The organism is Thiomonas sp. UBA7699 (assembly GCF_002482605.1).
In the GTDB taxonomy this organism is placed as follows: Bacteria; Pseudomonadota; Gammaproteobacteria; order Burkholderiales; family Burkholderiaceae_C; genus Thiomonas; species Thiomonas arsenitoxydans.
In genome coordinates, this window is record NZ_DLGH01000018.1 from 184,012 (window position 1) to 205,780 (window position 21,769).

A 21,769-nucleotide genomic window follows, 5' to 3' on the forward strand; every position below is an offset into this window, starting at 1 on the left:
CGGGCTGGGCGCAGCCCGGCCCTGGGGGCGCTCATGAGCGATCAACTCGTCAAATTCATGCTGGGCACGGGCCATGTGCGCGGTGTCCTCGTCCGTCTGGAGTCCACCTGGGCCGAGTTGCAGAGGCGCCGCACCTATCCGCAGGAGGTTGCCGCACTGGTGGGGCAGATGGCGGCGGCCAGCGCCTTGCTCGCGGGCAGCCTGAAATTCGATGGCGCCTTGATTTTGCAGATTCAGGGCGACGGCCCGCTGAAGCTCGCCGTCGCCGAGTGTCAGCCCGACTTCGGGTTGCGGGCAACGGCCAAGATGGCCGACGACTTGCAGGAGGCTGCGGCCTTGCCCCAAGACCTGGCGTCGCTGGTCAATCCAGATGGCAAAGGACGCTGCGCCATCACCCTCGATCCGCGCAATCCCGAATCCGGCCTGCAGCCCTACCAAGGCATCGTGGCGCTGACCGATGAGCACGGTCAGACGCTGCCGTCGCTCGCTGCCATGCTGGAACAGTATCTGGCGCAATCGGAGCAGATCGACTCGCTGCTTCTGCTGGCCAGCAACGACGAGGCTGTGTGCGGTCTGCTGCTGCAACGCATGCCCGGTGAGAAACAGACCGCCGAGGGGGCGGAACAACCCGAAGAAGAATTTCAGCGTGCGCGCCATCTGGCGGCAACCTTGACTTCCGATGAACTGCTGCAGCTCGCGCCTGAGGAAGTGCTCAGGCGCCTGTTCTGGGAGGAGGATGCCCGGGTTTTCGAGCCGAAGACCCCGCGTTTTCACTGCACCTGTTCGCGTGATCGCGTTGTGGGCATGTTGCGCATGCTGGGGCGCGAGGAGGTGGAGTCGATTATCGCGGAGCACGGTGAGGTGGATGTGCGCTGCGAATTCTGCGGTCAGGGCTATGCCTTTGATGCCATCGATGCGGCTCAGGTGTTTGTCAACACCCTGGTTCAACCGCCGGTGGCATCAATACGTCATTGATGCGTCACTCATACGCCACTGAGGGCTTCCGGGCCCCTTTTTATCGGGCGCTGGCGCTGGCGCTGGCGCTGGCCGCCCGCGCGGGCGGCACGATCTGCACAAAAATCTCGTCAGGCTTGACCATGCCCATTTCGCGACGGGCCTGGTCTTGAACACCGCCAAGACCGGCTTTCAGGTCGTGGACCTCGGCGGCTAGGCGGTCGTTGTCCTGCTGGGCCAGCGCGTTGGCCTGCTCTTGCTGGCTGAGCTGATTTTCCAGCCGTTGCACCGCGAACCAGCCCCGCTCGCCGAACCACAGCGGCCACTGCAGCAACAGCAGCAAACTCACGAGCAGAACGGTGACCCAGCGCATGACGACCAGCCGCGTGCGGTGAAATCAGCGCAGGTTGTAGAACACGTCGCGGCCGAGGAAGCGGGCGGTCTCGCCCAGGTTTTCCTCGATGCGCAGCAACTGGTTGTACTTGGCGATGCGGTCGCTGCGCGACAGCGAGCCGGTCTTGATCTGCCCGGCATTGGTGGCCACGGCGATGTCGGCGATGATGCTGTCTTCGGTTTCGCCGGAGCGGTGCGACACCACGGCGGTCCAGCCTGCGCGCTTGGCCATTTCGATGGCGGCGAAGGTCTCGGTCAGGGTGCCGATTTGGTTCACCTTGATCAGAATGGAGTTGGCCAGCTTGTCGGCAATGCCGTTTTTCAGGATGGAGGTATTGGTGACAAAAATGTCATCGCCCACCAACTGCACCTTCTTGCCCAGACGGGAGTTGAGCAGCTTCCATCCGTCCCAGTCTTGTTCGGCCAGGCCGTCTTCGATGGACACGATGGGATATTTGCCCAGCCAGTTGTCGTAGAAATCGACCATTTCCTCGGTGGATAGCACCAGACCTTCGCCTTCGAGGTGATATTTGCCGTCCTTGTAGAACTCGCTCGAAGCCGGGTCGAGGGCGATGGCGATCTGCTCGCCCGGGCGGTAGCCCGCCTTCTCGATGGCTTCGACGATGAGTTGCAGCGCGGCTTCATGGTTGGCCACGTTCGGCGCAAAGCCGCCTTCGTCGCCCACAGTGGTAGGCAGGCCGCGATCATTCAGGATGCCCTTGAGCGCGTGAAACACCTCGGCGCCGTAGCGCAGCGCCTCGTGGAAGTTGGGCGCGCCCACCGGCATGATCATGAACTCTTGCATGTCCAGGCTGTTGTTGGCGTGGGCGCCGCCGTTGATCACGTTCATCATCGGCACCGGCAGCTCGCGCGCCGAAAAGCCGCCGAGATACTGGTAGATCGGCATGCCGGCTTCTTCGGCCGCCGCCTTGGCCACGGCCATGCTGACGGCCAGGATGGCATTGGCGCCCAGGCGTGACTTGTTGTGCGTGCCGTCGAGGTCGATCAGAGTCTGGTCGAGGAAGGTTTGCTCGGTGGCGTCCAGGCCCATCACCGCTTCGGTGATTTCGGTGTTGATGTGCTCAACCGCGCGCAGCACGCCTTTGCCGCCGAAGCGCGACTTGTCGCCGTCGCGCAGCTCCATGGCTTCGCGCGTGCCGGTGGATGCGCCCGACGGCACGGCGGCGCGGCCGATGAAGCCGGTTTCCAGCACCACGTCGCATTCGACTGTGGGATTGCCGCGGCTATCGAGGATTTCGCGGGCGGTGAGGTCAACGATGGCACTCATGGAGACTCCTGTCAGGGAATGTGAGAAAAGATGGGAACAAAGATGGGTTTCAGACGCCTTGCACGGCGATCATGCGCATGGTGGCGGCGCCGGCACGCGCCTGCCGCGCCAGCAGATACTCGGCGCTGTCGTAGAAACTGCGCGCCGCTGCAAGGTCTGGAAACTTCAGCAGCACGATGCGAGTAGGCGACCAGTCGCCTTCGAGCACCTCGACCACGCCGCCACGGATGCAGACCTCCGCACCGTGCGCCGCGATGGCCTGGGACGACAACACCTTGTATTGGTCGTATTGCTGGGGGTCGGTCACATCGACGTCGGCGATGATGTAGGCGCTCATGGGGATTAGTTGAAGTGGGTTTCGAGGAAGCCGCGGCGCTTGACTGCGGCGTCGATGTCTTTGAGGCTTTCGAGCAGGGCGCGCATGTGGTGCAGCGGCACGGCGTTGGGGCCGTCGCTCAGCGCCTTGGCCGGATCGGGGTGAGTCTCCATGAAGACGCCCGCCACACCCGCGGCAATGGCCGCGCGGGCGAGTACCGGCACAAACTCGCGCTGTCCGCCGGAACTCGTGCCTTGCCCGCCGGGCAGTTGTACCGAATGGGTGGCATCGAAGACGACGGGGCTTTGCGTTTCGCGCATGATGGCCAGCGAGCGCATGTCGGAGACCAGATTGTTGTAGCCAAAGCTCACACCACGCTCGCAGGCCATGAACAAGGTGTCAGGATGTCCCGCCTGTGCGGCGGCGGCGCGCGCCTTGGCGATGACGTTTTTCATGTCGCCCGGCGCGAGAAACTGGCCTTTTTTGATGTTCACCGGCTTGCCCAGGCTGCTGACCGCATGAATGAAATCAGTCTGGCGGCAGAGGAAGGCCGGCGTCTGCAGCACATCGACGATCTCGGCCACACGCGGGGCCTCTTCGGCGGTATGCACATCGGTGAGAACGGGCACGCCGATGTCGCGCCGCACCTTGGACAGAATTTCCAGGCCCTGCTCCATGCCGGGGCCGCGAAACGACGCTCCGCTCGAACGATTGGCCTTGTCGTAGCTCGATTTGAAAATCAGCGGGATGTCGAGGGAACGGCAGATGTCGCGCAGCTGCCCGGCTACATCCATTTGCAACTGCTCGGACTCGACTACGCAGGGGCCGCTGATGAGAAAGAACGGCTGATCGAGGCCGACGGGAAATCCGCAAAGAGTTTGTGGAGTGGGCATGGCGAGGCGTGCGGATCAGGCGTTTGCGGCGTGGCGTTGCAGGGCGGCCTGAATGAAGGCCGTGAACAGCGGGTGGCCGCCCCAAGGCGTCGATTTGAATTCCGGGTGGAACTGCACGCCGACGAACCACGGATGAACGGTTTGCGGCAACTCGATGATTTCGGTGAGGTGCTCGCGCTGCGTGATGGCCGAGATGACCAGCCCGGCTTTTTGCAGGGTAGCCAGATAGTGCTCGTTGGCCTCGTAGCGATGGCGATGACGTTCGGTCACCACATTGCCGTAGATGCTGTGAGCGAGGGTGCCCGGTTTCACATCGGAGCTTTGGGCGCCCAGCCGCATGGTGCCGCCGAGATCGGATCCGGCGTGACGCTTCTGCACGCTGCCGTCGCGGTCGAGCCACTCGTCGATCAGCGCGATCACGGGCTGCGGGGTGTCGGGCTCGAACTCGGTACTGTTGGCTTGCGGCAGCCCAGCGACGTGGCGGGCGAATTCGATGGTGGCCACCTGCATGCCCAGACAGATGCCCAGGTAGGGAATGCGGTGTTCGCGCGCATATTGCGCGGCAAGAATCTTACCCTCGACGCCGCGCTTGCCGAATCCGCCAGGCACGAGCACGGCGTCATAGCCGTCGAGCTGGGCGATGTTGGTCGGCTCTAGGGTTTCCGAGTCGAGATAGCTGATCTCGACGCGCGAACTGGTCTTGATGCCCGCATGTCGCAAGGCTTCGTTGAGCGACTTGTACGAGTCCGACAGATCGACGTACTTGCCCACCATAGCGATGCGCACGGTGTGCTGCGGATGTTCGAGCGCCTGCACCAGATCGTTCCAGACCTTGAGGTTGGCAGGAGGCGCCGTGATGCTCAACTTTTCACAAATGATGTCGTCGAGATGCTGCTGGTGCAACATTTGCGGAATCTTGTAGATCGTGTCCACGTCCCACACCGAAATCACCGCGTCTTCGCGCACGTTCGAGAACATGGAAATCTTGGCACGCTCATCGTCGGGAATTGGGCGGTCGGCGCGGCAGAGCAGGGCGTCGGGCGAGATGCCGATCTCGCGCAGTTTTTGCACGCTGTGCTGGGTGGGCTTGGTCTTGAGTTCGCCAGCGGCCGGAATGTAGGGCACGAGGGTGAGGTGAACAAAGGCACAGTCGCCCCGCTTCATGCGCAGACTCATCTGCCGCGCGGCTTCGAGAAAAGGCAGGGATTCGATGTCGCCCACCGTACCGCCGATTTCCACCAAGGCGACATCCACCGCGTCAGCGGTGCCCTCGCCGGCGCCGCGGCGAACGAAATCCTGTATTTCGTTGGTGATGTGCGGAATCACCTGCACCGTCTTGCCAAGGTATTCGCCGCGACGTTCCTTGCGCAGCACGCTGTCGTAAATCTGGCCGGTGGTGAAATTGTTCACCCGCCGCATGCGGGTGGTGATAAAGCGCTCGTAATGCCCCAGATCGAGATCGGTCTCGGCGCCGTCTTCAGTGACGAAGACTTCGCCGTGCTGGAAGGGGCTCATGGTCCCTGGATCGACGTTGATGTAGGGATCGAGTTTGATGAGGGTGACTTTGAGGCCGCGCGATTCAAGAATCGCGGCGAGAGATGCAGATGAGATGCCCTTGCCTAAGCTGGACACCACTCCGCCGGTGACGAACACATATTTGGTCATAGCCGCGACGAATGCCGGTAAAAGTGCATTATAGGGAGCAGGTTTTGAGACCTGGATGACAGGCGTTGCTGGCGAGGTCGAAAGCCCGCTCAATCAGGCGTGCGGTCTGCTGCGGCGCCTCGAACGGGAACAGGTGCGAGCCATCGATCCACTGCAGCCGGTCTTGCGCCAAGCGCATCGTGGTCTGCATTCCGGCCATGCGGATTTCGCGCGATGATCGTCCACCGATGAAACTCACCGGCACGGGAAAGGGCTTGCGCGCCAGGGCGCCGAGCTGGTGCGGTAGGGTTTTGTAGATACGGTATTCGATGTCGCGCTCGAAAGCCAGCGCCCGGCCCTGCGGATCGGCCCGGGTGCCGAACGCGCAGTAGTCGCCCAGCATTTCCGGGTCCCAGTGCGCAAAGGCGGTTTTCGAGGAGAAATGGGTGCGCACGGCATCAACGTCGGGCCACTGCGTGCGCCGACGTTTGGCCGCCGCAGCGGGCGAGAATCGCTCGCCCAGCCCGGTGCGCTTGGATAGCCAGAGTAGCCGCGCGCGCCAGCCAGACACCACGGGCGAGTCGAGCAGAATGACCTGCTGCGCCAGTTCGGGGCGGGCATGTGCGGCCATCAGACTCAAATAGCCCCCCAGCGAGTGCCCGACCAGTACGGCAGGCTCGCCGTGGCAATCGTGCTGCAGGTAATCGATCAGTTGCTGCGCCAGCGGCTTCCAGCCATCGCGCACGGGATACCGGGCGTCGTGACCGTAAATGGGCACGGCGCGCACCCGAAATGCCGGTTCGAGCGCCTGAAACAGCTTGCGATACACCGGAGCGGGAAAGCCGTTGGCGTGGGAGAACACCAACAAAGGGCGCGCAGTGACGTCGGAGCTTGGGTTCACGGCGCCATACCAGGAATCAGGCGCCGCTGAGCAGGGCTTTGGCGCGGGCTGCAGCCAAAGCCATGTCGGCCCGACCGACAAGCTGCGCCTTGAGTGGGCCCATGAGCTTGCCCAAATCCTGCGGGCCGCTGGCGCCGGTTTGCGCCATCAGCGCGCGGATCTCGGCGTCAATGCCGGCGGCGTCCAGGCGTGCGGGCAGGTAGCGTTCGAGAACGACGATCTCGGCGGCCTCTTTGTCCACCAGATCCTGGCGCCCGGCCGGGGTGAATTGCGCAATCGCGTCGCGGCGTTGCTTGATCATTTTGTCGATGATCGCCACGATGGCCGCGTCGTCCAACTCGATGCGTTCGTCGACTTCTTTCTGTTTCATCGCGGCCATCAGCAGGCGAATGGCGCCAAGCAGCGGCGCATCTTTGGCGCGCATGGCGGCCTTCATGTCATCCTGAATACGGTCTTTGATTGTCATGGTGAGTCCAATGCAAAAAGCCCGCATCGATGGGCGGGCTATGAGGCGAGCTGCAGATGCGCGTTGCTGCCTTGCGCATTCCGTTGCGGGCGCCAGACAAAACAAAGTCAGCGCGCGGAAACGAAAAAAATCAGCGGAAAATCAGGCGGGTGGAATCAGTATTTGCGCTCGGGCAGCGTTTGGCTGCGGATACGCTTGTAGTGGCGCTTGACCGCCGCGGCCTTCTTGCGCTTGCGCTCTGCGGTCGGCTTTTCATAGAACTCGCGAGCGCGCAGTTCGGTGAGCAGGCCGAGTTTTTCGATGGTGCGCTTGAAGCGACGCAGTGCGACGTCGAACGGCTCGTTTTCTTTAACGCGAATGGTGGTCATTGATGAACTTAAATCCAATGTAGGCAGGCCAGGCGGGTTTGTCGTGCTGCCGCTGTCGTTGTCGTACTAGACGTTTCAACGACGCGGTTCAACTGCTTGGGTACTGGGCTGCGTGGGCCAAACTCGCATCAGCCAAGCCGAGTGCGGCCTGCCGTGTCGAGGAGTAAAAACCTAAAGATTATATGCCCTAATTTTGAAGGCAACAAATACCCGGCCACAAGACGTTATCAGAGCGTCTGCGCGCAGGCGGCGGCGGAACTCCAGGCCCACTGGAAGTTGTAGCCGCCAAGCCACCCGGTGACGTCGACGACTTCGCCGATGAAATGCAGCCCCGGGACATCCATCGCCATGAGAGTCGATGACGAGAGTGCGCGGGTATCGATGCCTCCGGCGGTGACCTCGGCTTTGCGCCAGCCCAGCGTGCCGCTGGGCAGCACGGGCCAGGCGTGCCAGTGTTGCCAGAGGGTTCGCAGCGCTTTGTCGCTGAAATCAGCCATGCGACGGTCAGCGTCGCCGGTCTGTGCGCACAGGGCGTGGGCCAGGCGTTGCGGCAGGTGTTGGCTGAGTTCGCCTGCGAGGGTGCGCCGATTGCCCTGCTTGGATTGAATCCACGCCGCTTCGGAGACTTCGCCCATCAGGTTGATCCGCAGGGGTTTGCCCGCTTGCCAGTAACTCGAAGACTGCAGGATCGCCGGGCCGCTGAGTCCGCGGTGGGTAAACAACAGGTCTTCGCGGAAATTGACGGTGCGATGCTCATGGTCCGTCTGAATGTCCACCTCGAGCGAGACGCCGCTGAGGTCGGCAAACGGGGCCCACAATGCCGGATCGAATGCCAGCGGCACCAGGGCGGGGCGGGGCGGGACGATCGGCAGGCCGAATTGCTCGGCGAGTTGATAGCCGAACGGACTGGCGCCAATCTGCGGAATCGACAACCCTCCGGTGGCGACAACCAGGGCGTCAGTGCTCACCCAGCCTTTTGCGGTGCGCACGCGAAAGCCGGGGGCGGCGGCTTCGACCGCTTCCACCGCGCACGGTTGCCAGTGTGTCACCTGGCCTGCTGCGCATTCTTCGAGTAGTGCGGTGATGAGTTGTTCTGCCGAGTCGTCGCAAAACAGTTGTCCCTTGTGTTTTTCGTGAAAGCCGATGCGGTGTTTGCGCAGCAACGCGATGATGTCTTGCGGCCCGTATCGGGAGAGCGCCGATTTGCAGAAATGCGGGTTGCCTGACAGGAAGTTTTCAGGACGCGTGTGCAGATTGGTGAAGTTGCAGCGCCCGCCGCCGGAGATGCGGATTTTCTCGGCGACCTTGGGCCAATGGTCGAGCAACAGCACGCGCCGCCCACGTTGTCCGGCCAGTGCGGCGCAGAGCAGCCCGGCTGCACCCGCACCGATGATGACGGCGTCGAAGCGGGGCTGATGAGGTGCGGGGGAGCGGAAGGGGGTTGGGAAGGCTAGACTGCCGGGCATGCTGGTTCTTGGAATTGAAACGTCGTGCGATGAAACCGCCGCCGCACTGTACGACACCGATGCGGGTCTGCGCGGTCACGCCCTGCATTCGCAGGTCGATATGCATCAGGCCTATGGTGGGGTGGTGCCAGAGCTGGCCTCGCGCGACCATATTCGCCGCCTACTGCCTTTGACCGACCTGGCTCTCAAGCAGGCCGGGGTGCGGCTGGATCAGGTGGACGCCATCGCCTACACCCGCGGGCCGGGGCTGGCGGGGGCGCTGCTGGTCGGTGCGGGCGTGGCCTCGGCTTTGGGCATGGCATTGGGCAAGCCGCTGATCGGGGTTCATCACCTCGAGGGTCATCTGTTGTCTCCCCTGCTTTCGAAGCAGCCGCCCAGCTTCCCCTTCCTCGCGCTGCTGGTGTCTGGCGGGCACACCATGCTGCTTGACGTGCAGGCCTTCGGTCAGTACACCCTGCTGGGCGAGACGGTCGATGATGCGGCTGGCGAGGCTTTCGACAAATCGGCGAAATTGCTCGGGCTGGGTTATCCCGGCGGGCCGGAACTGGCCCGGCTCGCAGCCTTCGGCAATCCGGCCGCGTTCGATCTTCCGAGGCCGAAAATGCACAGTCCGGATCTCGACTTTTCGTTCGCCGGACTGAAAACCGCCGTGCTTACGCAGGTGCGCGGCCTGGGCTCGAATCTGTGCGAACAGGCCCGGGCCGATCTGGCCGCGGCCGCGCAAGAAGCGATCACCGATGTGCTGGTGCACAAAACCGCGCGCGCGCAGCAAGCGACGAAAAGAAGGTCGGTGGTCGTCGCGGGCGGCGTGGGCGCGAACCGGCAATTGCGCGAGAAACTGGCTGCGACGCTGTCGGCGCGCGGTGTGGCCTTGTTTTTTCCCGAATTGGAATGGTGCACCGACAACGGCGCGATGATTGCCCTGGCCGGCGCCCTGCGCTTGCAGGTGCACCCGGAAGCGGCCCGTGCGGCCGGGCCGTTCGATGTGCTGCCGCGCTGGGATTTGACGCAGATCGGGGCGGCCTAAAAGCCGTTTCAGCTCAGTCGTTTGAGCTTAGATTTCCCACACGCCTTGCGGCTGAAAGTCGCTGTCCTCGCCCTTGCTCGCCAGACCGCGGGCGTTGCACACCACTCGCGAAGCGCCCACCCGGTAGTCGTGCCGACAGTGCAGATGGCCGTGCAGCCACAGTGTGCTGTGTGGAATCAGATTGTCATAGGCATTGCAGAAACTCGCCGTCGAGGCGTTGACGGGATAGCGCGCGTCGTTGCTGCGCAGGCTGGGCGCGAAATGGGTGATGACCAGAGTGGCATCGTCCGCATCCGAGAGATGGGCGTGATTGGTGAGTTGATCGCGCAACCAGTCGCGGCAAAGCAGCCCTTCTTCGCGTAGCTCGGCCACGCCCATGGGTTTGCCGTGGCGTGTGGCGCATTGCACCTGTTCGGCAAAGTAGCGAGCTGCGCGCATGCAGCGCTCGATGCCCTCGGCGCCGAACAGCTCGAAATCATTCCACAGCGTGGTACCTAGCACCCGGATGGTGCGTCCCTGGTGTTCGATTCGAGTCTGCTCGCGGTGCAGCATGGTGAAGCCCAGACGGTCGCAGCGCTCGCGCAACGCGTCAAGGGCTTGATCAAAATCCTTGTGGTCATGCTCGTGGTTGCCAGGCACGTAAATGACCGGTACCGGCCAGTCGCGGAACAGGTCGATCTGGGTGTGATGGGCGTCGATATCGCCCGCAAGAACCAACAGATCGGCATCGGGCGCGGGTTGCGGCGCGAAGGTCTCGGTTTCCAGATGCAGATCGGAGAGAAGTTGAAGGCGCATGGCACGGTGATCGGTGCGTTGTTGGGTTTGTTAACGCACTGTAAACCCGTTCGCGCCGTTTGACCCCGCCGAAGCGCCACGAAAATACGCAGGCTGTGAACAAATCCACAGCCTGCGTGCTGGCGCTGCAAGCGCTTGACCGTTGGGAGCGGCGGTGCGCTGCCGTTCCCAACGGGTGACTTACTTCACCGCAATTTGCTGAATTACGGCTTGTGCTTTGCGTGGCAGGGTGAGGGTGAGCACGCCGTTTTCCAGCTTCGCTTCTGCAGCGGCGGCGTCCAGCTCGGCGGGCAGTTCAAAAGAGCGATAAAACTGGCTTGCGCTGCGTTCGCGGTAGATCACCTTGCCGCCCTCAGTCTTCTCGTCTTCCTTCTTCGACTCTGCCGAGATGGTGACGCGCGGGCCATCGATCTGGATTTTGACCGCGTCTTTTTCGATACCCGGAAGATCGGCGTGGACGGTATAGCCCTTGTCGGTCTCGGTCACATCCATGCTGAGCTTTTTCAAGGCCTGATCAGGACTGTCGCTCGCGGCGAAAAAGTCGCGGAATGCCTGATCGAACAGCCGACCAAAAACAGGCTCCAAACCGCTGCTATAGAGAGAAGAACGGCTGGATGGGGTAGTAATGGAATAAGCCATGAGGATTCTCCTTAAGAAATAGGGGATCGAAGCCCCGATAACCAGGATATGCCGCCAGTGTGACAGTTTTCAAGTTCCCCAATCGCGCCCCAGATCTGCCGCGTTCGCGTCAGGTCCCCCGAAGGGGATGAGGCCCGCAGCTCCAAGCTGCCCTGTGGCAGCTTGGAGCCGAATCCGAGCGGTTTGCAAGCCGCGAGGTGGACAAGAAAACTTGGGGGCGGCCCTGCGTGTTCTCATGAGTGCTGCGAGGTTGTGGGTCAGGCAGAGCGTCGATTCAAGTCGTGGCGATTTCAGTTCAGGTTAGAATCAGCGGCTTTTCATCTTCACGGCGCGGAATGGTTTCTTCTGCGTTCGCGTGTTCTCTACTAGGAAACTGACATGTCTGTTGCAGAAATCAACAAGGCGCAAATCGTCGCCGACAATGCCCGCGGTACGGGCGATACCGGATCTCCGGAAGTGCAGGTCGCTTTGCTGACCGCGCGCATCAATCATTTGACCGATCACTTCAAAACGCACGCCAAAGACCATCATGGTCGTCGTGGCCTGCTCAAGATGGTGAGCCGCCGTCGCAAGTTGCTCGACTACTTGAAAGACAAGGACGCCGATCGTTATCGCGCCCTGATCGCCAAGCTCAGTCTGCGTAAGTAAGTGCCTGCTTTGCAAGAACGCCTGTGTGAGTTTGTCGGCACAGGCGTTTTTTTGTATGGGCGTTGTGGTTTGCAAGGTTTGAAGCGTCGCGCCTCTGATGGGGTGCGGCGTGGGTTTCAAGGGGGCGGTGTGACCCGTGTCATTCCACCGACGCACCGGATAGCCGGGCGTCGCTGGAATGGCATCACTCCGCCAGGTTTTTAACGGGCGCTGCTCGCGGCGATCTCAGTCTCTCAGGACGAAGATCGCAGTTGCGCCTTGATCAAGGAGTTAGCCATGTTCAACAAAGTCGTCAAAACCTTCCAGTGGGGACGCCATCAAGTCACGATGGAAACGGGCGAGATTGCGCGCCAGGCCAGCGGGGCGGTGCTGCTCAATATGGACGATACCGTGGTGCTCGCCACGGTGGTGGGCGCGCGGACGGCCAAGGCGGGGCAGGATTTTTTCCCCCTGACCGTCGATTACATCGAGAAGACCTATGCGGCGGGCCGCATTCCCGGTGGCTTTTTCAAGCGGGAGGGCCGCCCCAGCGAGAATGAAACGCTGACCTCGCGTTTGATCGATCGCCCGATCCGCCCCTTGTTTCCTGAGGGGTTTTTCAACGAGGTTCAGGTGGTGGTGCATGTGCTGTCCATCAACCCGGAGGTCGAAGCCGATATTCCGGCCCTGCTGGCTTCAAGCGCCGCGCTCGCGGTGTCGGGCTTGCCGTTCAATGGCCCGGTGGGCGCCGCCCGCGTGGGGTATGTCAACGGCAACTATGTGCTCAACCCCAGCCGCGCCGAACTGGCCGACAGTCGCCTCGAACTGGTGGTGGCGGGTACGGAATCGGCCGTGCTGATGGTCGAGAGCGAGGCCGATCAGTTGTCTGAAGAGGTCATGCTCGAAGCCGTGATGTTCGGCCATGCGCAGTTCCAGACGGCGATCAACGCCATCCACGAGCTGGTGCGCGATGGCGGCAAACCTGCCTGGGACTGGGCCGCGCCCGAGAAAGATCAGGCGTTGATCGACCGCATTCAGGCGCTGGCTGGTGACGATATCCGCGCCGCCTACAAAATCACCCAGAAGCAGGCGCGCACGCAGGCCTTGCGCGAAGCGACGGCCAAGGTGCATACCGGTTTGGCCGAGGCGGGCATCGCCGCTGATGGTGCCAAGGTCGACGGCATCCTGTTCGACATGGAAGCGCGCATCGTGCGTGACCAGATTCTCGCGGGCGAGCCGCGCATCGATGGTCGCGACACCCGCACCGTGCGTCCTTTGAGCATCCGTACTTCGGTGTTGCCGCGCACGCATGGCAGCGCGCTGTTCACCCGCGGTGAAACCCAGGCTTTGGCCGTGGCCACGCTGGGCACCGACCAGGATGCGCAGATCATCGATGCGCTGGGCGGCGAATACCGCGACCGCTTCCTGCTGCACTACAACATGCCGCCGTTCGCCACGGGCGAGACGGGCCGCGTGGGCACGCCCAAGCGCCGCGAAATCGGCCATGGTCGCCTGGCCAAGCGCGCGCTGCTGGCGGTGCTGCCGAAAAAAGAAGACTTCGCCTACACCATGCGCGTGGTGTCGGAAGTGACCGAGTCCAACGGCTCTTCGTCCATGGCCTCGGTGTGCGGCGGCTGCCTGGCACTGCTCGACGCCGGTGTGCCGCTGAAGGCGCATGTGGCCGGTATCGCCATGGGTCTGATCAAGGAAGGCAATCGCTTTGCGGTGTTGACCGACATTCTGGGCGATGAAGATCACCTCGGCGACATGGACTTCAAGGTGGCGGGTTCGGCCTCTGGCGTGACCGCGCTGCAGATGGACATCAAGATTCAGGGCATCACCCGCGAGATCATGCAGGTGGCGCTGGCACAAGCGCGTGAGGCCCGCATGCACATCCTGGGCGTCATGCAGCAGGCAGTCGGCGGTGCGCGTGAAGAGGTTTCGCAGTTCGCGCCGCGTCTCTACACCCTGAAGATCAATCCCGAGCGCATCCGCGATGTCATCGGCAAGGGCGGCGCCACCATCCGTGCGCTCACCGAAGAAACCGGCACGCAGATCAACATCGGCGAGGACGGCACCATCACCATCGCCTCGACCGACGCCGACAAGGCCACAATCGCCAAGCAGCGCATCATCGACCTCACCGCCGAAGTGGAAGTCGGTCAGGTGTATGACGGCGCCGTGGTCAAGATTCTCGATTTCGGCGCCCTGGTGAACGTGCTGCCGGGCAAGGACGGTCTGCTGCACATCTCGCAGATCGCCAACGAGCGCATCAACAAGGTGAGCGATTTCCTGCAGGAAGGCCAGAAGGTTCGCGTCAAGGTCATCGAAACCGATGACAAGGGCCGCTTCCGTCTGTCGATCAAGGCACTGCTGGGTGAGGATTCCTCCTCAGCGCCTGCGCAGCCGGTCGTGGCGCCCGCCGCCGCCGATGCCGACCTTGAGCCGGGCGTCTGATCGCTACGGGTTTCATGCGCGCCATCGAAATCTCCCAGCCTGGCGGACCTGAAGTCCTGCGTCTTTGCGAGCGGCCCATGCCGCAAGCCGGCGCGGGCGAGGTGTTGCTGCGCGTGCGAGCGTTCGGCGTCAACCGACCCGATGCCTTGCAGCGGCGCGGTCTGTATCCGCCGCCTGCGGGTGCGCCCGACCTTCCGGGGCTGGAAGTCAGCGGCGAAATCGTCTCGGGCGATTTGGCGGGAACCGATTTGCACCAGGGCGATCTCGTCTGCGCGCTCGTCGCCGGGGGAGGTTACGCCGAATATTGCGTGGCGCCCACTGGCCAGTGCCTGCCTTTGCCGGACGGGCTGAGTGCGGAGGAAGGCGCTGCCCTGCCGGAAACCGCATTCACCGTCTGGCACAACGTGTTCGAGCGTGGGCGCTTGCAAGCCGGTGAGATGCTGCTGGTGCAAGGGGGGAGCAGCGGGATTGGCACGATGGCCATTCAATTGGCTGTGGCTGGCGGCGCTCGCGTTGTCGCCACGGCTGGCTCTGACGAAAAATGTGCAGCCTGCCTCCAACTCGGCGCTGAACTGGCCATCAACTATCGCACGCAGGATTTTGTCGAGGCCGTACAGGCGCACACAGCAGAGCGTGGCGCCGACGTCATTCTGGATATGGTGGCGGGCAGCTATCTCGCCCGTGAGCAGCGTTGCCTCGCTGAAGAGGGGCGGCTCGTGGTCATCGCCGTGCAGGGGGGTGTGAAGGCCGAAATCGATGCCGGTCTGCTGATGCGCAGGCGTCAGACCTTTACCGGCTCGACTTTGCGCGCGCGCAGCGTGGCCTTCAAGAGCGCCGTTGCGCAGGCCTTGCAAAAAACAGTTTGGCCCTGGATCGAGCAAGGTCGTGTGCGACCTGTGATCGACGCGGTATTCCCTGCCGAGGACATCGTGCAGGCGCACCAGCGCATGGAGCAAGGGCAACACATTGGCAAACTCGTGCTGCGCTGGTCTTGAACCGCGCGCCGTAAAACGACATCAGACAGGAGCAAAGCATGCGTCAGCAATTCGTCGCAGGAAACTGGAAAATGCATGGCAGCCTGGCGAGCAATGCCGCGCTGCTGGCCGAGGTTCTTGCCGGCGTAGGAACCGCGCGTTGTGAAGTGGCGATCTGCGTGCCCTATCCCTATCTCTCTCAAGTGCAACAACTGCTGCAGACCAGCCAGGTTGCGCTCGGGGCGCAGGATTGTTCCGTGCATCAAAGTGGCGCACACACGGGCGAAGTGTCCGTGAGCATGCTGCAGGATTTTGGCTGCCGCTATGTCATCGTCGGCCACTCCGAGCGCCGTGCCGATCATCATGAATCCGATGTGCTCGTCGCGGCCAAGGCAGAGCGTGCGCTCGAAGCGGGTATGACGCCTATCGTTTGCGTGGGAGAAACACTGGCTGAGCGGGAGTCGGGGCTGACCCGTGCCGTGGTGCTGCGTCAGTTGCTGGCGGTCACCCATCTTCTGCGAGAGCAGACATCGCGCATCGTCGTGGCTTACGAGCCCGTCTGGGCGATCGGCACAGGTCTCACGGCGACTCCGGAGCAGGCGCAAGAAGTGCACGCTGTGCTGCGGGAGCATCTGCGCACGGTGAGCGAAGCCGCTGCGGGTGTGCGGATTCTGTACGGTGGCAGTGTGAAGCCCGACAATGCGGCGGTGTTGTTTTCGCAGGCCGACATCGATGGCGGCCTGATCGGTGGGGCGTCGCTCAAGGCGGCTGATTTTCTGGCGATCACCGCGGCAACGCGCCAAGACTGATTGATTCGCAGGTTCGTCCTGCTTTGTGAAGTGATTTGTAAATCGCGCCTGGCGCGGATGAGTGCACAAATGCAAATTCTTTTGACCTTGACTCTGGTGGTGCAGATCCTGTCTGCGCTGGTGATGATCGTTCTGGTGTTGATGCAGCACGGCAAAGGCGCCGACATGGGCGCCTCTTTCGGCTCTGGAGCGTCGGGCAGCCTGTTCGGGGCAACCGGTTCGGCGAATTTTTTGAGCCGCAGCACAGCGGTTGCCGCCACACTGTTTTTCGTTACCACGCTGATGATGGCGTATTTCGGCAACCGCGCCAATTCCGGCGATGGCGGACTGATGGAAAAACTCGCTGCGCCCGCGCCCGTGGCCTCGGTTGCGGCGCCCGCCAAACCAGCGGGTCCGATCAGCGAAATTCCTGGGGTGCCGAGCGCGGTGAGCAAGGCTTCGCAAGCCACCACGCAGCCCAAGACGGTTGCGTCTGCGGCGTCCGCGAGCCGGTAAATTCGCGTGTCATGCACCATCGCTCATCATTGATGGTGCATTGCAGCAAACACAGGCTCTGCGACTTGTCAATCTGATCTGCGGTTGAGCATTGCGTTAGAGCAATATCCGACTGTTGCGTGTTGCTTCGCTGTATTGGAAGCATGTAAGATTCTTTTGTTTTGCAAATCCGGTAACAAACAAGATGCGGGGCGGTAAGGGTAAGGTAAGCGCGCTTTACGAAGCGCTTTAAGCTGCCGCGCTGAAGATAGGCCACACAACGGCGATGATCCTCATGATCGCTGTGGACTGTCACTGAAGTGTTTTGTTGCGCCGGGCCACTTTCGCCGTGCAGGTCAAGCGGTGGTGTTCAGGTGGTATCCGGTTTTGAGCCGACGTGGTGGAATTGGTAGACACGCTATCTTGAGGGGGTAGTGGCGAAAGCTGTGCGAGTTCGAGTCTCGCCGTCGGCACCAAAAGATTGAAGGGCGGGGTTTCAACCCGAGCCCCATAACAACAGGAGATGGAGTGCGATGAACCTTGAGCAGTATCTGCCGGTGTTGTTGTTCATCCTGGTGGGCATTGGCGTGGGCGTGGTGCCCCAACTGCTCGGTTACCTGATCGCTCCGCGTCATCCCGACGCCGAGAAAAACTCCCCCTATGAGTGCGGCTTCGAAGCGTTCGAAGACGCGCGGATGAAGTTCGACGTGCGCTACTACCTCGTCGCTATTCTCTTCATCCTGTTCGACCTTGAAATCGCGTTTCTCTTTCCCTGGGCCGTCGCCCTGAAAGACATTGGCCAGATCGGTTTCTGGGCGATGATGATTTTTCTCGCCATCCTCACGATAGGCTTCATTTACGAATGGAAAAAGGGAGCGCTCGATTGGGAATGAGTCCCTGCGACATAGACTCGTGGCTGGGCTTGGCCTGCAGCGCTAATCTGAATCGATGAGGAGTAAAGCATCATGAGCATTGAAGGCGTTCTGCAGGAAGGTTTCATCACGACTTCCGCAGACAAGCTGATCAACTGGACGCGCACCGGCTCGCTCTGGCCCATGACCTTCGGTCTGGCCTGCTGCGCGGTGGAAATGATGCATGCGGGGGCTGCGCGCTATGACCTGGACCGCTTTGGCATCGTGTTTCGACCCAGCCCGCGTCAGTCCGACTTGATGATCGTGGCCGGTACGCTGTGCAACAAAATGGCCCCCGCGCTGCGCAAGGTCTACGACCAGATGGCCGAGCCGCGCTGGGTGCTCTCCATGGGCTCTTGCGCCAATGGCGGCGGCTATTACCACTACTCTTACTCGGTGGTGCGTGGGTGTGACCGCATCGTGCCGGTGGATGTGTATGTGCCGGGCTGCCCGCCAACTGCCGAAGCGCTGCTTTACGGGCTGATCCAGTTGCAGAACAAGATCCGCAGAACCGAAACGATCGCGCGCTGAACTGCCTGCAAAAACGCGCCCTCATCCACTTCGCAAATCGATGCCATGACCCGCAAGCTCGAACAACTCGACACCGCGCTGCGCGCCGCATTGGGCGAGCGCATTGTGGCCTTGCAGGCCAGCGTGGGCGAACTCACCCTGGACGTTGCTCCGGCACATTACCGCGACGTTTGTCTGGCTCTGCGCGATGACGCCGAACTGCATTTCGAGCAACTCATCGATCTTTGCGGCGTCGATTACGCGCAATACGGCAATGCCGTGCGCGACGAAGCCGGCCGCTTCATGGTGGTCGTGCACCTGTTGTCGCTCAAGCACAACTGGCGATTGCGTGTGCGCGTGCGCTGTGCCGACGATGATCTGCCGCTGGTCGCCTCGATCAACGACATCTGGAACTCGGCCAACTGGTTCGAGCGCGAGGCCTTCGATCTCTACGGCATCATTTTTGAAGGCCACCCGGATTTGCGCCGCATCCTCACCGATTACGGCTTCATCGGTCATCCCTTCCGTAAAGACTTCCCGCTTTCCGGCACGGTGGAAATGCGCTACGACCCCGACAGCAAGCGCGTGATCTACCAGCCTGTCACCATTGAACCCCGCGAGATCACGCCGCGTGTCATTCGCGAGACGGGCTATGGGGGTCTGGGCGGTGTCAGTCGCGCAGGTCTGGGGCGCTGAGCTTGGGGCACTGCTTAGGGCACTGATATGGCTGACATTAAAAACTACACCCTCAACTTCGGCCCGCAGCATCCGGCTGCGCACGGCGTGCTGCGTCTGGTGCTTGAGCTCGACGGCGAGGTGGTGCAGCGGGCAGATCCGCACATTGGCCTGTTGCACCGGGCGACCGAAAAACTGGCGGAGCACAAGACCTACATCCAGGCGCTGCCGTATATGGACCGTCTGGACTATGTGTCCATGATGTGCAACGAGCATGCCTACTGCCTGGCGATTGAAAAGCTGCTGGGTGTCGAGGTTCCGCTGCGTGGGCAATACATCCGGGTGATGTTTGCCGAGATCACCCGCTTGCTCAACCACCTCATGTGGCTGGGCGCGCATGGGCTGGATTGCGGCGCGATGACCGTGTTCCTCTACGCCTTCCGCGAGCGCGAAGATTTGTTTGATATGTACGAGGCGGTGTCAGGTGCGCGGATGCATGCGGCCTATTTTCGCCCGGGCGGCGTTTACCGCGATCTGCCCGACCGCATGGCGCAATACGGTGAGTCGAAGATTCGCAATGCCCGCGCCGTCGAGGCCCGCAACGCCGGGCGCCAGGGCTCGCTGCTCGATTTCATCGACGACTTTACCCAGCGTTTCCCGGCCTATGTCGATGAATACGAAACCCTGCTGACTGACAACCGCATCTGGAAGCAGCGCACGGTGGGAATCGGCGTGGTCTCTCCGGAGCGGGCGATGAATCTGGGGATGACCGGCCCGATGCTGCGCGGCTCCGGAGTGGTGTGGGACCTGCGCAAGACCCAGCCCTACGACGTCTATGACCGCATGGATTTCGACATTCCTGTGGGCAAGAACGGCGACTGCTATGACCGTTATCTGGTGCGTATGGAAGAAATGCGCCAGTCCAATCGCATCATCAAGCAATGCGTGGACTGGCTGCGGGCCAACCCCGGCCCGGTGATTACCGACAACCATAAAGTTGCGGCCCCCGCGCGCGAGGAAATGAAGACCAGCATGGAAGCGCTGATCCATCATTTCAAGCTGTTCAGCGAAGGCATGCGCGTGCCTGAAGGCCAGGCCTATGCCGCTGTCGAGCATCCCAAGGGCGAGTTTGGCATCTACCTCGTGTCCGATGGGGCGAACAAGCCTTATCGTCTCAAGATCCGCGCGCCCGGCTTTGCCCATCTGGCTGCGCTCGATGAAATGTCGCGCGGCCACATGATCGCCGACGTCGTGGCCATCATCGGCACGCTGGACATTGTTTTCGGGGAGATCGACCGCTGATGGACCGCTCACCTGTCACTTGTGAAATGCAACGCATGATGTTGTCCGAATCCACCCGCCAGCGCATCGACCTGGAAGTGGCCAAATATCCGCCCGAGCAGAAGCAGTCGGCGGTCATCGCGGCGCTGTCCATCGTCCAGCAGGAGCAGGGCTGGGTGTCGCCCGAGGCCGAGAAGGCGGTGGCCGACTACCTCGGCATGCCGCCAATCGCCGTGCATGAGGTGGTGACCTTCTACAACATGTTCAACACCCGGCCGGTCGGACGCTTCAAGCTCAACGTCTGCACCAATCTGCCGTGCGCCCTGAGCGGCGGCGAAGCGGCGGCCCAGTATTTGAGCGAAAAGTTGGGTGTGGCGCTGGGCGAAACCACGCCCGACGGAGTTTTCACCCTGCAAGAGTCCGAATGTTTGGGCGCCTGCGGCGATGCCCCGGCCATGCTGGTCAACGATCGTCGGCTGTGCAGCTTCATGCGCCCCGAGCGTCTCGATGCGCTGGTGGAAGAACTGCGTGCAGAGGCGGCCAAGGGAGAGTCGAAATGAGTCGGCCATTCGGACAAAGCACTGGGCAGGAAAGCTGTTTTCACGGCCGTCATCTGCAGCCGCAGATCCTCGCAGGGCTGAACGGCGAGAATTGGGATCTGCAGGGCTACCTGGCGCGCGATGGCTACCAGGCGCTGCGCAAAATCCTCACCGAGGGCTGGACGCCCGAACAAGTTATTGCGGAAGTCAAGGCCTCGGCCTTGCGTGGCAGAGGTGGCGCTGGTTTTCCCACCGGGCTGAAGTGGAGTTTCATGCCGCGTCAGTTTCCGGGGCAGAAGTATCTGGTGTGCAACTCCGACGAGGGCGAGCCGGGCACCTTCAAAGACCGTGACATCCTGCGCTTCAACCCGCATGCAGTGATCGAAGGCATGACCATCGCCGCCTTCGCCATGGGCATCACCGTGGGCTACAACTACATCCACGGCGAGATTTTCGAGGATTACGACCGGTTCGAAGAAGCGCTGCGACAAGCGCGCGATGCAGGCTATCTGGGCGACAACATCCTGGGCAGCAACTTCAGCTTTCAGTTGCATGCCGCGCACGGTTTTGGCGCCTACATCTGCGGCGAGGAAACCGCGCTGCTCGAATCGCTCGAAGGCAAGAAGGGTCAGCCGCGCTTCAAGCCGCCTTTTCCCGCGAGCTTTGGCCTGTATGGCAAACCCACCACGATCAACAACACCGAGACCTTTGCCGCGGTGCCGTGGATTATCCGCAACGGCGGCCAGGCTTATCTCGAAGTGGGCAAACCCAATAACGGCGGCACCAAGATTTATTCGGTGTCGGGTGACGTCGCCAAACCGGGCAACTACGAAGTGCCCATGGGCACGCCGTTTGCCAAATTGCTCGAACTCGCCGGGGGCATGCGCGAAGGGCGCGAGCTCAAGGCTGTGATTCCCGGCGGATCATCTGCTCCGGTGCTGCCCGCCAGCATCATGATGGACTGCACCATGGATTACGACTCCATCGCCAAGGCAGGCTCCATGCTGGGTTCGGGTGCGGTGATTGTGCTCAACGATACCCGCTGCATGGTGAAGTCGCTGATGCGTCTGTCCTACTTCTACCAGCATGAGTCCTGCGGACAGTGCACGCCGTGTCGCGAAGGCACGGGCTGGCTGTGGCGCGTGGTGCACCGCATCGAAAACGGCCAGGGACGGATGGAAGACCTCGACCTGCTCAACTCGGTGTCCGACAACATCGCCGGGCGCACCATTTGCGCGCTGGGCGATGCGGCGGCCATGCCGGTGAAGTCGTTCGTCAAGCACTTCCGGCCTGAGTTCGAGCATCACATCACCCACAAGACCTGCCTCGTGCCAGCCTATGTTTGAGCCGCTCTTTGTCCCG

24 protein-coding genes and 1 tRNA gene are annotated in these 21,769 nt (G+C 62.0%); 14 read left to right on the plus strand and 11 right to left on the minus strand.

Features of this window, described 5'->3' with window-relative positions:
• Window positions 1-33 precede the first annotated feature (33 nt).
• Window positions 34-975: an Hsp33 family molecular chaperone HslO gene (locus B3H47_RS08020; RefSeq protein ID WP_286986671.1), complete on the plus strand. Its 942-nt coding sequence runs from the start codon at window positions 34-36 to the stop codon at window positions 973-975.
• 40 nt (window positions 976-1,015) lie between these two features.
• Here the strand turns inward: B3H47_RS08020 and ftsB are convergent, their stop codons facing one another.
• The 9 genes from ftsB to B3H47_RS08065 form a co-directional block, all read right to left on the minus strand.
• Window positions 1,016-1,327: a cell division protein FtsB gene (gene ftsB / locus B3H47_RS08025; protein ID WP_286986672.1), complete on the minus strand. Its 312-nt coding sequence runs from the start codon at window positions 1,325-1,327 to the stop codon at window positions 1,016-1,018.
• A gap of 24 nt (window positions 1,328-1,351) precedes the next feature.
• Complete coding sequence (gene eno, locus B3H47_RS08030) at window positions 1,352-2,635, minus strand: phosphopyruvate hydratase (protein ID WP_276727000.1); 1,284 nt, start codon at window positions 2,633-2,635, stop codon at window positions 1,352-1,354.
• A 49-nt stretch (window positions 2,636-2,684) separates the two neighbouring features.
• A complete protein-coding gene (locus tag B3H47_RS08035) occupies window positions 2,685-2,972 on the minus strand; it encodes a DUF1330 domain-containing protein (protein WP_276727002.1) in 288 nt (95 codons plus the stop codon).
• A 5-nt stretch (window positions 2,973-2,977) separates the two neighbouring features.
• On the minus strand, window positions 2,978-3,844 hold the full coding sequence (gene kdsA / locus B3H47_RS08040) for a 3-deoxy-8-phosphooctulonate synthase (RefSeq protein ID WP_286986673.1): 867 nt from the start codon (window positions 3,842-3,844) through the stop codon (window positions 2,978-2,980).
• A 15-nt stretch (window positions 3,845-3,859) separates the two neighbouring features.
• Window positions 3,860-5,509, minus strand: coding sequence for a CTP synthase (locus B3H47_RS08045; protein ID WP_286986674.1), 1,650 nt, complete (start codon window positions 5,507-5,509; stop codon window positions 3,860-3,862).
• A 28-nt stretch (window positions 5,510-5,537) separates the two neighbouring features.
• Complete coding sequence (locus B3H47_RS08050; RefSeq protein ID WP_286986675.1) at window positions 5,538-6,389, minus strand: alpha/beta fold hydrolase; 852 nt, start codon at window positions 6,387-6,389, stop codon at window positions 5,538-5,540.
• Window positions 6,390-6,405: 16 nt separating this feature from the next.
• Complete coding sequence (locus tag B3H47_RS08055) at window positions 6,406-6,855, minus strand: GatB/YqeY domain-containing protein (RefSeq protein ID WP_286986676.1); 450 nt, start codon at window positions 6,853-6,855, stop codon at window positions 6,406-6,408.
• A 155-nt stretch (window positions 6,856-7,010) separates the two neighbouring features.
• A complete protein-coding gene (gene rpsU, locus B3H47_RS08060; protein WP_013106552.1) occupies window positions 7,011-7,223 on the minus strand; it encodes a 30S ribosomal protein S21 in 213 nt (70 codons plus the stop codon).
• A gap of 227 nt (window positions 7,224-7,450) precedes the next feature.
• A complete protein-coding gene (locus B3H47_RS08065; protein ID WP_286986677.1) occupies window positions 7,451-8,689 on the minus strand; it encodes an NAD(P)/FAD-dependent oxidoreductase in 1,239 nt (412 codons plus the stop codon).
• Between B3H47_RS08065 and tsaD the strand changes: the two genes are divergently transcribed.
• Window positions 8,688-9,716: a tRNA (adenosine(37)-N6)-threonylcarbamoyltransferase complex transferase subunit TsaD gene (gene tsaD / locus B3H47_RS08070; protein WP_286986678.1), complete on the plus strand. Its 1,029-nt coding sequence runs from the start codon at window positions 8,688-8,690 to the stop codon at window positions 9,714-9,716. The two genes, B3H47_RS08065 and tsaD, sit on opposite strands and share 2 nt — an antisense overlap.
• A 27-nt stretch (window positions 9,717-9,743) precedes the next feature.
• Here the strand turns inward: tsaD and B3H47_RS08075 are convergent, their stop codons facing one another.
• Complete coding sequence (locus B3H47_RS08075; RefSeq protein WP_286986679.1) at window positions 9,744-10,511, minus strand: metallophosphoesterase; 768 nt, start codon at window positions 10,509-10,511, stop codon at window positions 9,744-9,746.
• Window positions 10,512-10,691: 180 nt separating this feature from the next.
• The gene (locus B3H47_RS08080) at window positions 10,692-11,150 is read right to left on the minus strand and encodes an Hsp20/alpha crystallin family protein (RefSeq protein WP_013106548.1); all 459 of its coding nucleotides are present in this window, start codon (window positions 11,148-11,150) and stop codon (window positions 10,692-10,694) included.
• Between the two features lie 378 nt (window positions 11,151-11,528).
• On the opposite strand from B3H47_RS08080, the gene rpsO reads away from it, so the two are divergent.
• From rpsO to nuoF, 12 genes are all read left to right on the plus strand, one after another.
• Window positions 11,529-11,798, plus strand: coding sequence for a 30S ribosomal protein S15 (gene rpsO / locus B3H47_RS08085; RefSeq protein WP_013106546.1), 270 nt, complete (start codon window positions 11,529-11,531; stop codon window positions 11,796-11,798).
• A gap of 276 nt (window positions 11,799-12,074) precedes the next feature.
• Complete coding sequence (gene pnp / locus B3H47_RS08090) at window positions 12,075-14,234, plus strand: polyribonucleotide nucleotidyltransferase (RefSeq protein ID WP_286986680.1); 2,160 nt, start codon at window positions 12,075-12,077, stop codon at window positions 14,232-14,234.
• Between the two features lie 14 nt (window positions 14,235-14,248).
• A complete protein-coding gene (locus B3H47_RS08095) occupies window positions 14,249-15,229 on the plus strand; it encodes an NAD(P)H-quinone oxidoreductase (protein WP_286986681.1) in 981 nt (326 codons plus the stop codon).
• Window positions 15,230-15,267: 38 nt separating this feature from the next.
• On the plus strand, window positions 15,268-16,017 hold the full coding sequence (tpiA, locus tag B3H47_RS08100) for a triose-phosphate isomerase (protein ID WP_286986682.1): 750 nt from the start codon (window positions 15,268-15,270) through the stop codon (window positions 16,015-16,017).
• A gap of 69 nt (window positions 16,018-16,086) precedes the next feature.
• A complete protein-coding gene (gene secG, locus B3H47_RS08105) occupies window positions 16,087-16,512 on the plus strand; it encodes a preprotein translocase subunit SecG (protein ID WP_286986683.1) in 426 nt (141 codons plus the stop codon).
• A gap of 370 nt (window positions 16,513-16,882) precedes the next feature.
• A tRNA-Leu gene (locus tag B3H47_RS08110) sits at window positions 16,883-16,967 on the plus strand.
• 57 nt (window positions 16,968-17,024) lie between these two features.
• Complete coding sequence (locus B3H47_RS08115; protein WP_013106541.1) at window positions 17,025-17,384, plus strand: NADH-quinone oxidoreductase subunit A; 360 nt, start codon at window positions 17,025-17,027, stop codon at window positions 17,382-17,384.
• Window positions 17,385-17,456: 72 nt separating this feature from the next.
• Complete coding sequence (locus tag B3H47_RS08120) at window positions 17,457-17,933, plus strand: NuoB/complex I 20 kDa subunit family protein (RefSeq protein ID WP_013106540.1); 477 nt, start codon at window positions 17,457-17,459, stop codon at window positions 17,931-17,933.
• 45 nt (window positions 17,934-17,978) lie between these two features.
• Window positions 17,979-18,608: an NADH-quinone oxidoreductase subunit C gene (locus B3H47_RS08125; RefSeq protein ID WP_286986684.1), complete on the plus strand. Its 630-nt coding sequence runs from the start codon at window positions 17,979-17,981 to the stop codon at window positions 18,606-18,608.
• Window positions 18,609-18,635: 27 nt separating this feature from the next.
• On the plus strand, window positions 18,636-19,889 hold the full coding sequence (locus B3H47_RS08130) for an NADH-quinone oxidoreductase subunit D (RefSeq protein ID WP_013123811.1): 1,254 nt from the start codon (window positions 18,636-18,638) through the stop codon (window positions 19,887-19,889).
• Window positions 19,890-19,927: 38 nt separating this feature from the next.
• Complete coding sequence (nuoE, locus tag B3H47_RS08135; protein WP_041608708.1) at window positions 19,928-20,428, plus strand: NADH-quinone oxidoreductase subunit NuoE; 501 nt, start codon at window positions 19,928-19,930, stop codon at window positions 20,426-20,428.
• Window positions 20,425-21,753, plus strand: a complete 1,329-nt coding sequence (gene nuoF / locus B3H47_RS08140; RefSeq protein WP_286986685.1) for an NADH-quinone oxidoreductase subunit NuoF — start codon at window positions 20,425-20,427, stop codon at window positions 21,751-21,753. Before nuoE ends, nuoF begins: the two co-directional genes overlap by 4 nt.
• Window positions 21,754-21,769: the final 16 nt, after the last annotated feature.

Excerpts from the sequence above, each read along its gene's own strand:
- B3H47_RS08020 (WP_286986671.1), top strand. The coding sequence starts at position 34 with ATGAGCGATCAACTCGTCAAATTCATGCTGGGCACGGGCCATGTGCGC.
- ftsB (WP_286986672.1), bottom strand. The coding sequence starts at position 1,327 with ATGCGCTGGGTCACCGTTCTGCTCGTGAGTTTGCTGCTGTTGCTGCAG.
- eno (WP_276727000.1), bottom strand. The coding sequence starts at position 2,635 with ATGAGTGCCATCGTTGACCTCACCGCCCGCGAAATCCTCGATAGCCGC.
- B3H47_RS08035 (WP_276727002.1), bottom strand. The coding sequence starts at position 2,972 with ATGAGCGCCTACATCATCGCCGACGTCGATGTGACCGACCCCCAGCAA.
- kdsA (WP_286986673.1), bottom strand. The coding sequence starts at position 3,844 with ATGCCCACTCCACAAACTCTTTGCGGATTTCCCGTCGGCCTCGATCAG.
- B3H47_RS08045 (WP_286986674.1), bottom strand. The coding sequence starts at position 5,509 with ATGACCAAATATGTGTTCGTCACCGGCGGAGTGGTGTCCAGCTTAGGC.
- B3H47_RS08055 (WP_286986676.1), bottom strand. The coding sequence starts at position 6,855 with ATGACAATCAAAGACCGTATTCAGGATGACATGAAGGCCGCCATGCGC.
- rpsU (WP_013106552.1), bottom strand. The coding sequence starts at position 7,223 with ATGACCACCATTCGCGTTAAAGAAAACGAGCCGTTCGACGTCGCACTG.
- tsaD (WP_286986678.1), top strand. The coding sequence starts at position 8,688 with ATGCTGGTTCTTGGAATTGAAACGTCGTGCGATGAAACCGCCGCCGCA.
- B3H47_RS08065 (WP_286986677.1), bottom strand. The coding sequence starts at position 8,689 with ATGCCCGGCAGTCTAGCCTTCCCAACCCCCTTCCGCTCCCCCGCACCT.
- B3H47_RS08075 (WP_286986679.1), bottom strand. The coding sequence starts at position 10,511 with ATGCGCCTTCAACTTCTCTCCGATCTGCATCTGGAAACCGAGACCTTC.
- B3H47_RS08080 (WP_013106548.1), bottom strand. The coding sequence starts at position 11,150 with ATGGCTTATTCCATTACTACCCCATCCAGCCGTTCTTCTCTCTATAGC.
- rpsO (WP_013106546.1), top strand. The coding sequence starts at position 11,529 with ATGTCTGTTGCAGAAATCAACAAGGCGCAAATCGTCGCCGACAATGCC.
- pnp (WP_286986680.1), top strand. The coding sequence starts at position 12,075 with ATGTTCAACAAAGTCGTCAAAACCTTCCAGTGGGGACGCCATCAAGTC.
- B3H47_RS08095 (WP_286986681.1), top strand. The coding sequence starts at position 14,249 with ATGCGCGCCATCGAAATCTCCCAGCCTGGCGGACCTGAAGTCCTGCGT.
- tpiA (WP_286986682.1), top strand. The coding sequence starts at position 15,268 with ATGCGTCAGCAATTCGTCGCAGGAAACTGGAAAATGCATGGCAGCCTG.
- secG (WP_286986683.1), top strand. The coding sequence starts at position 16,087 with ATGCAAATTCTTTTGACCTTGACTCTGGTGGTGCAGATCCTGTCTGCG.
- B3H47_RS08115 (WP_013106541.1), top strand. The coding sequence starts at position 17,025 with ATGAACCTTGAGCAGTATCTGCCGGTGTTGTTGTTCATCCTGGTGGGC.
- B3H47_RS08120 (WP_013106540.1), top strand. The coding sequence starts at position 17,457 with ATGAGCATTGAAGGCGTTCTGCAGGAAGGTTTCATCACGACTTCCGCA.
- B3H47_RS08125 (WP_286986684.1), top strand. The coding sequence starts at position 17,979 with ATGACCCGCAAGCTCGAACAACTCGACACCGCGCTGCGCGCCGCATTG.
- B3H47_RS08130 (WP_013123811.1), top strand. The coding sequence starts at position 18,636 with ATGGCTGACATTAAAAACTACACCCTCAACTTCGGCCCGCAGCATCCG.
- nuoE (WP_041608708.1), top strand. The coding sequence starts at position 19,928 with ATGTTGTCCGAATCCACCCGCCAGCGCATCGACCTGGAAGTGGCCAAA.
- nuoF (WP_286986685.1), top strand. The coding sequence starts at position 20,425 with ATGAGTCGGCCATTCGGACAAAGCACTGGGCAGGAAAGCTGTTTTCAC.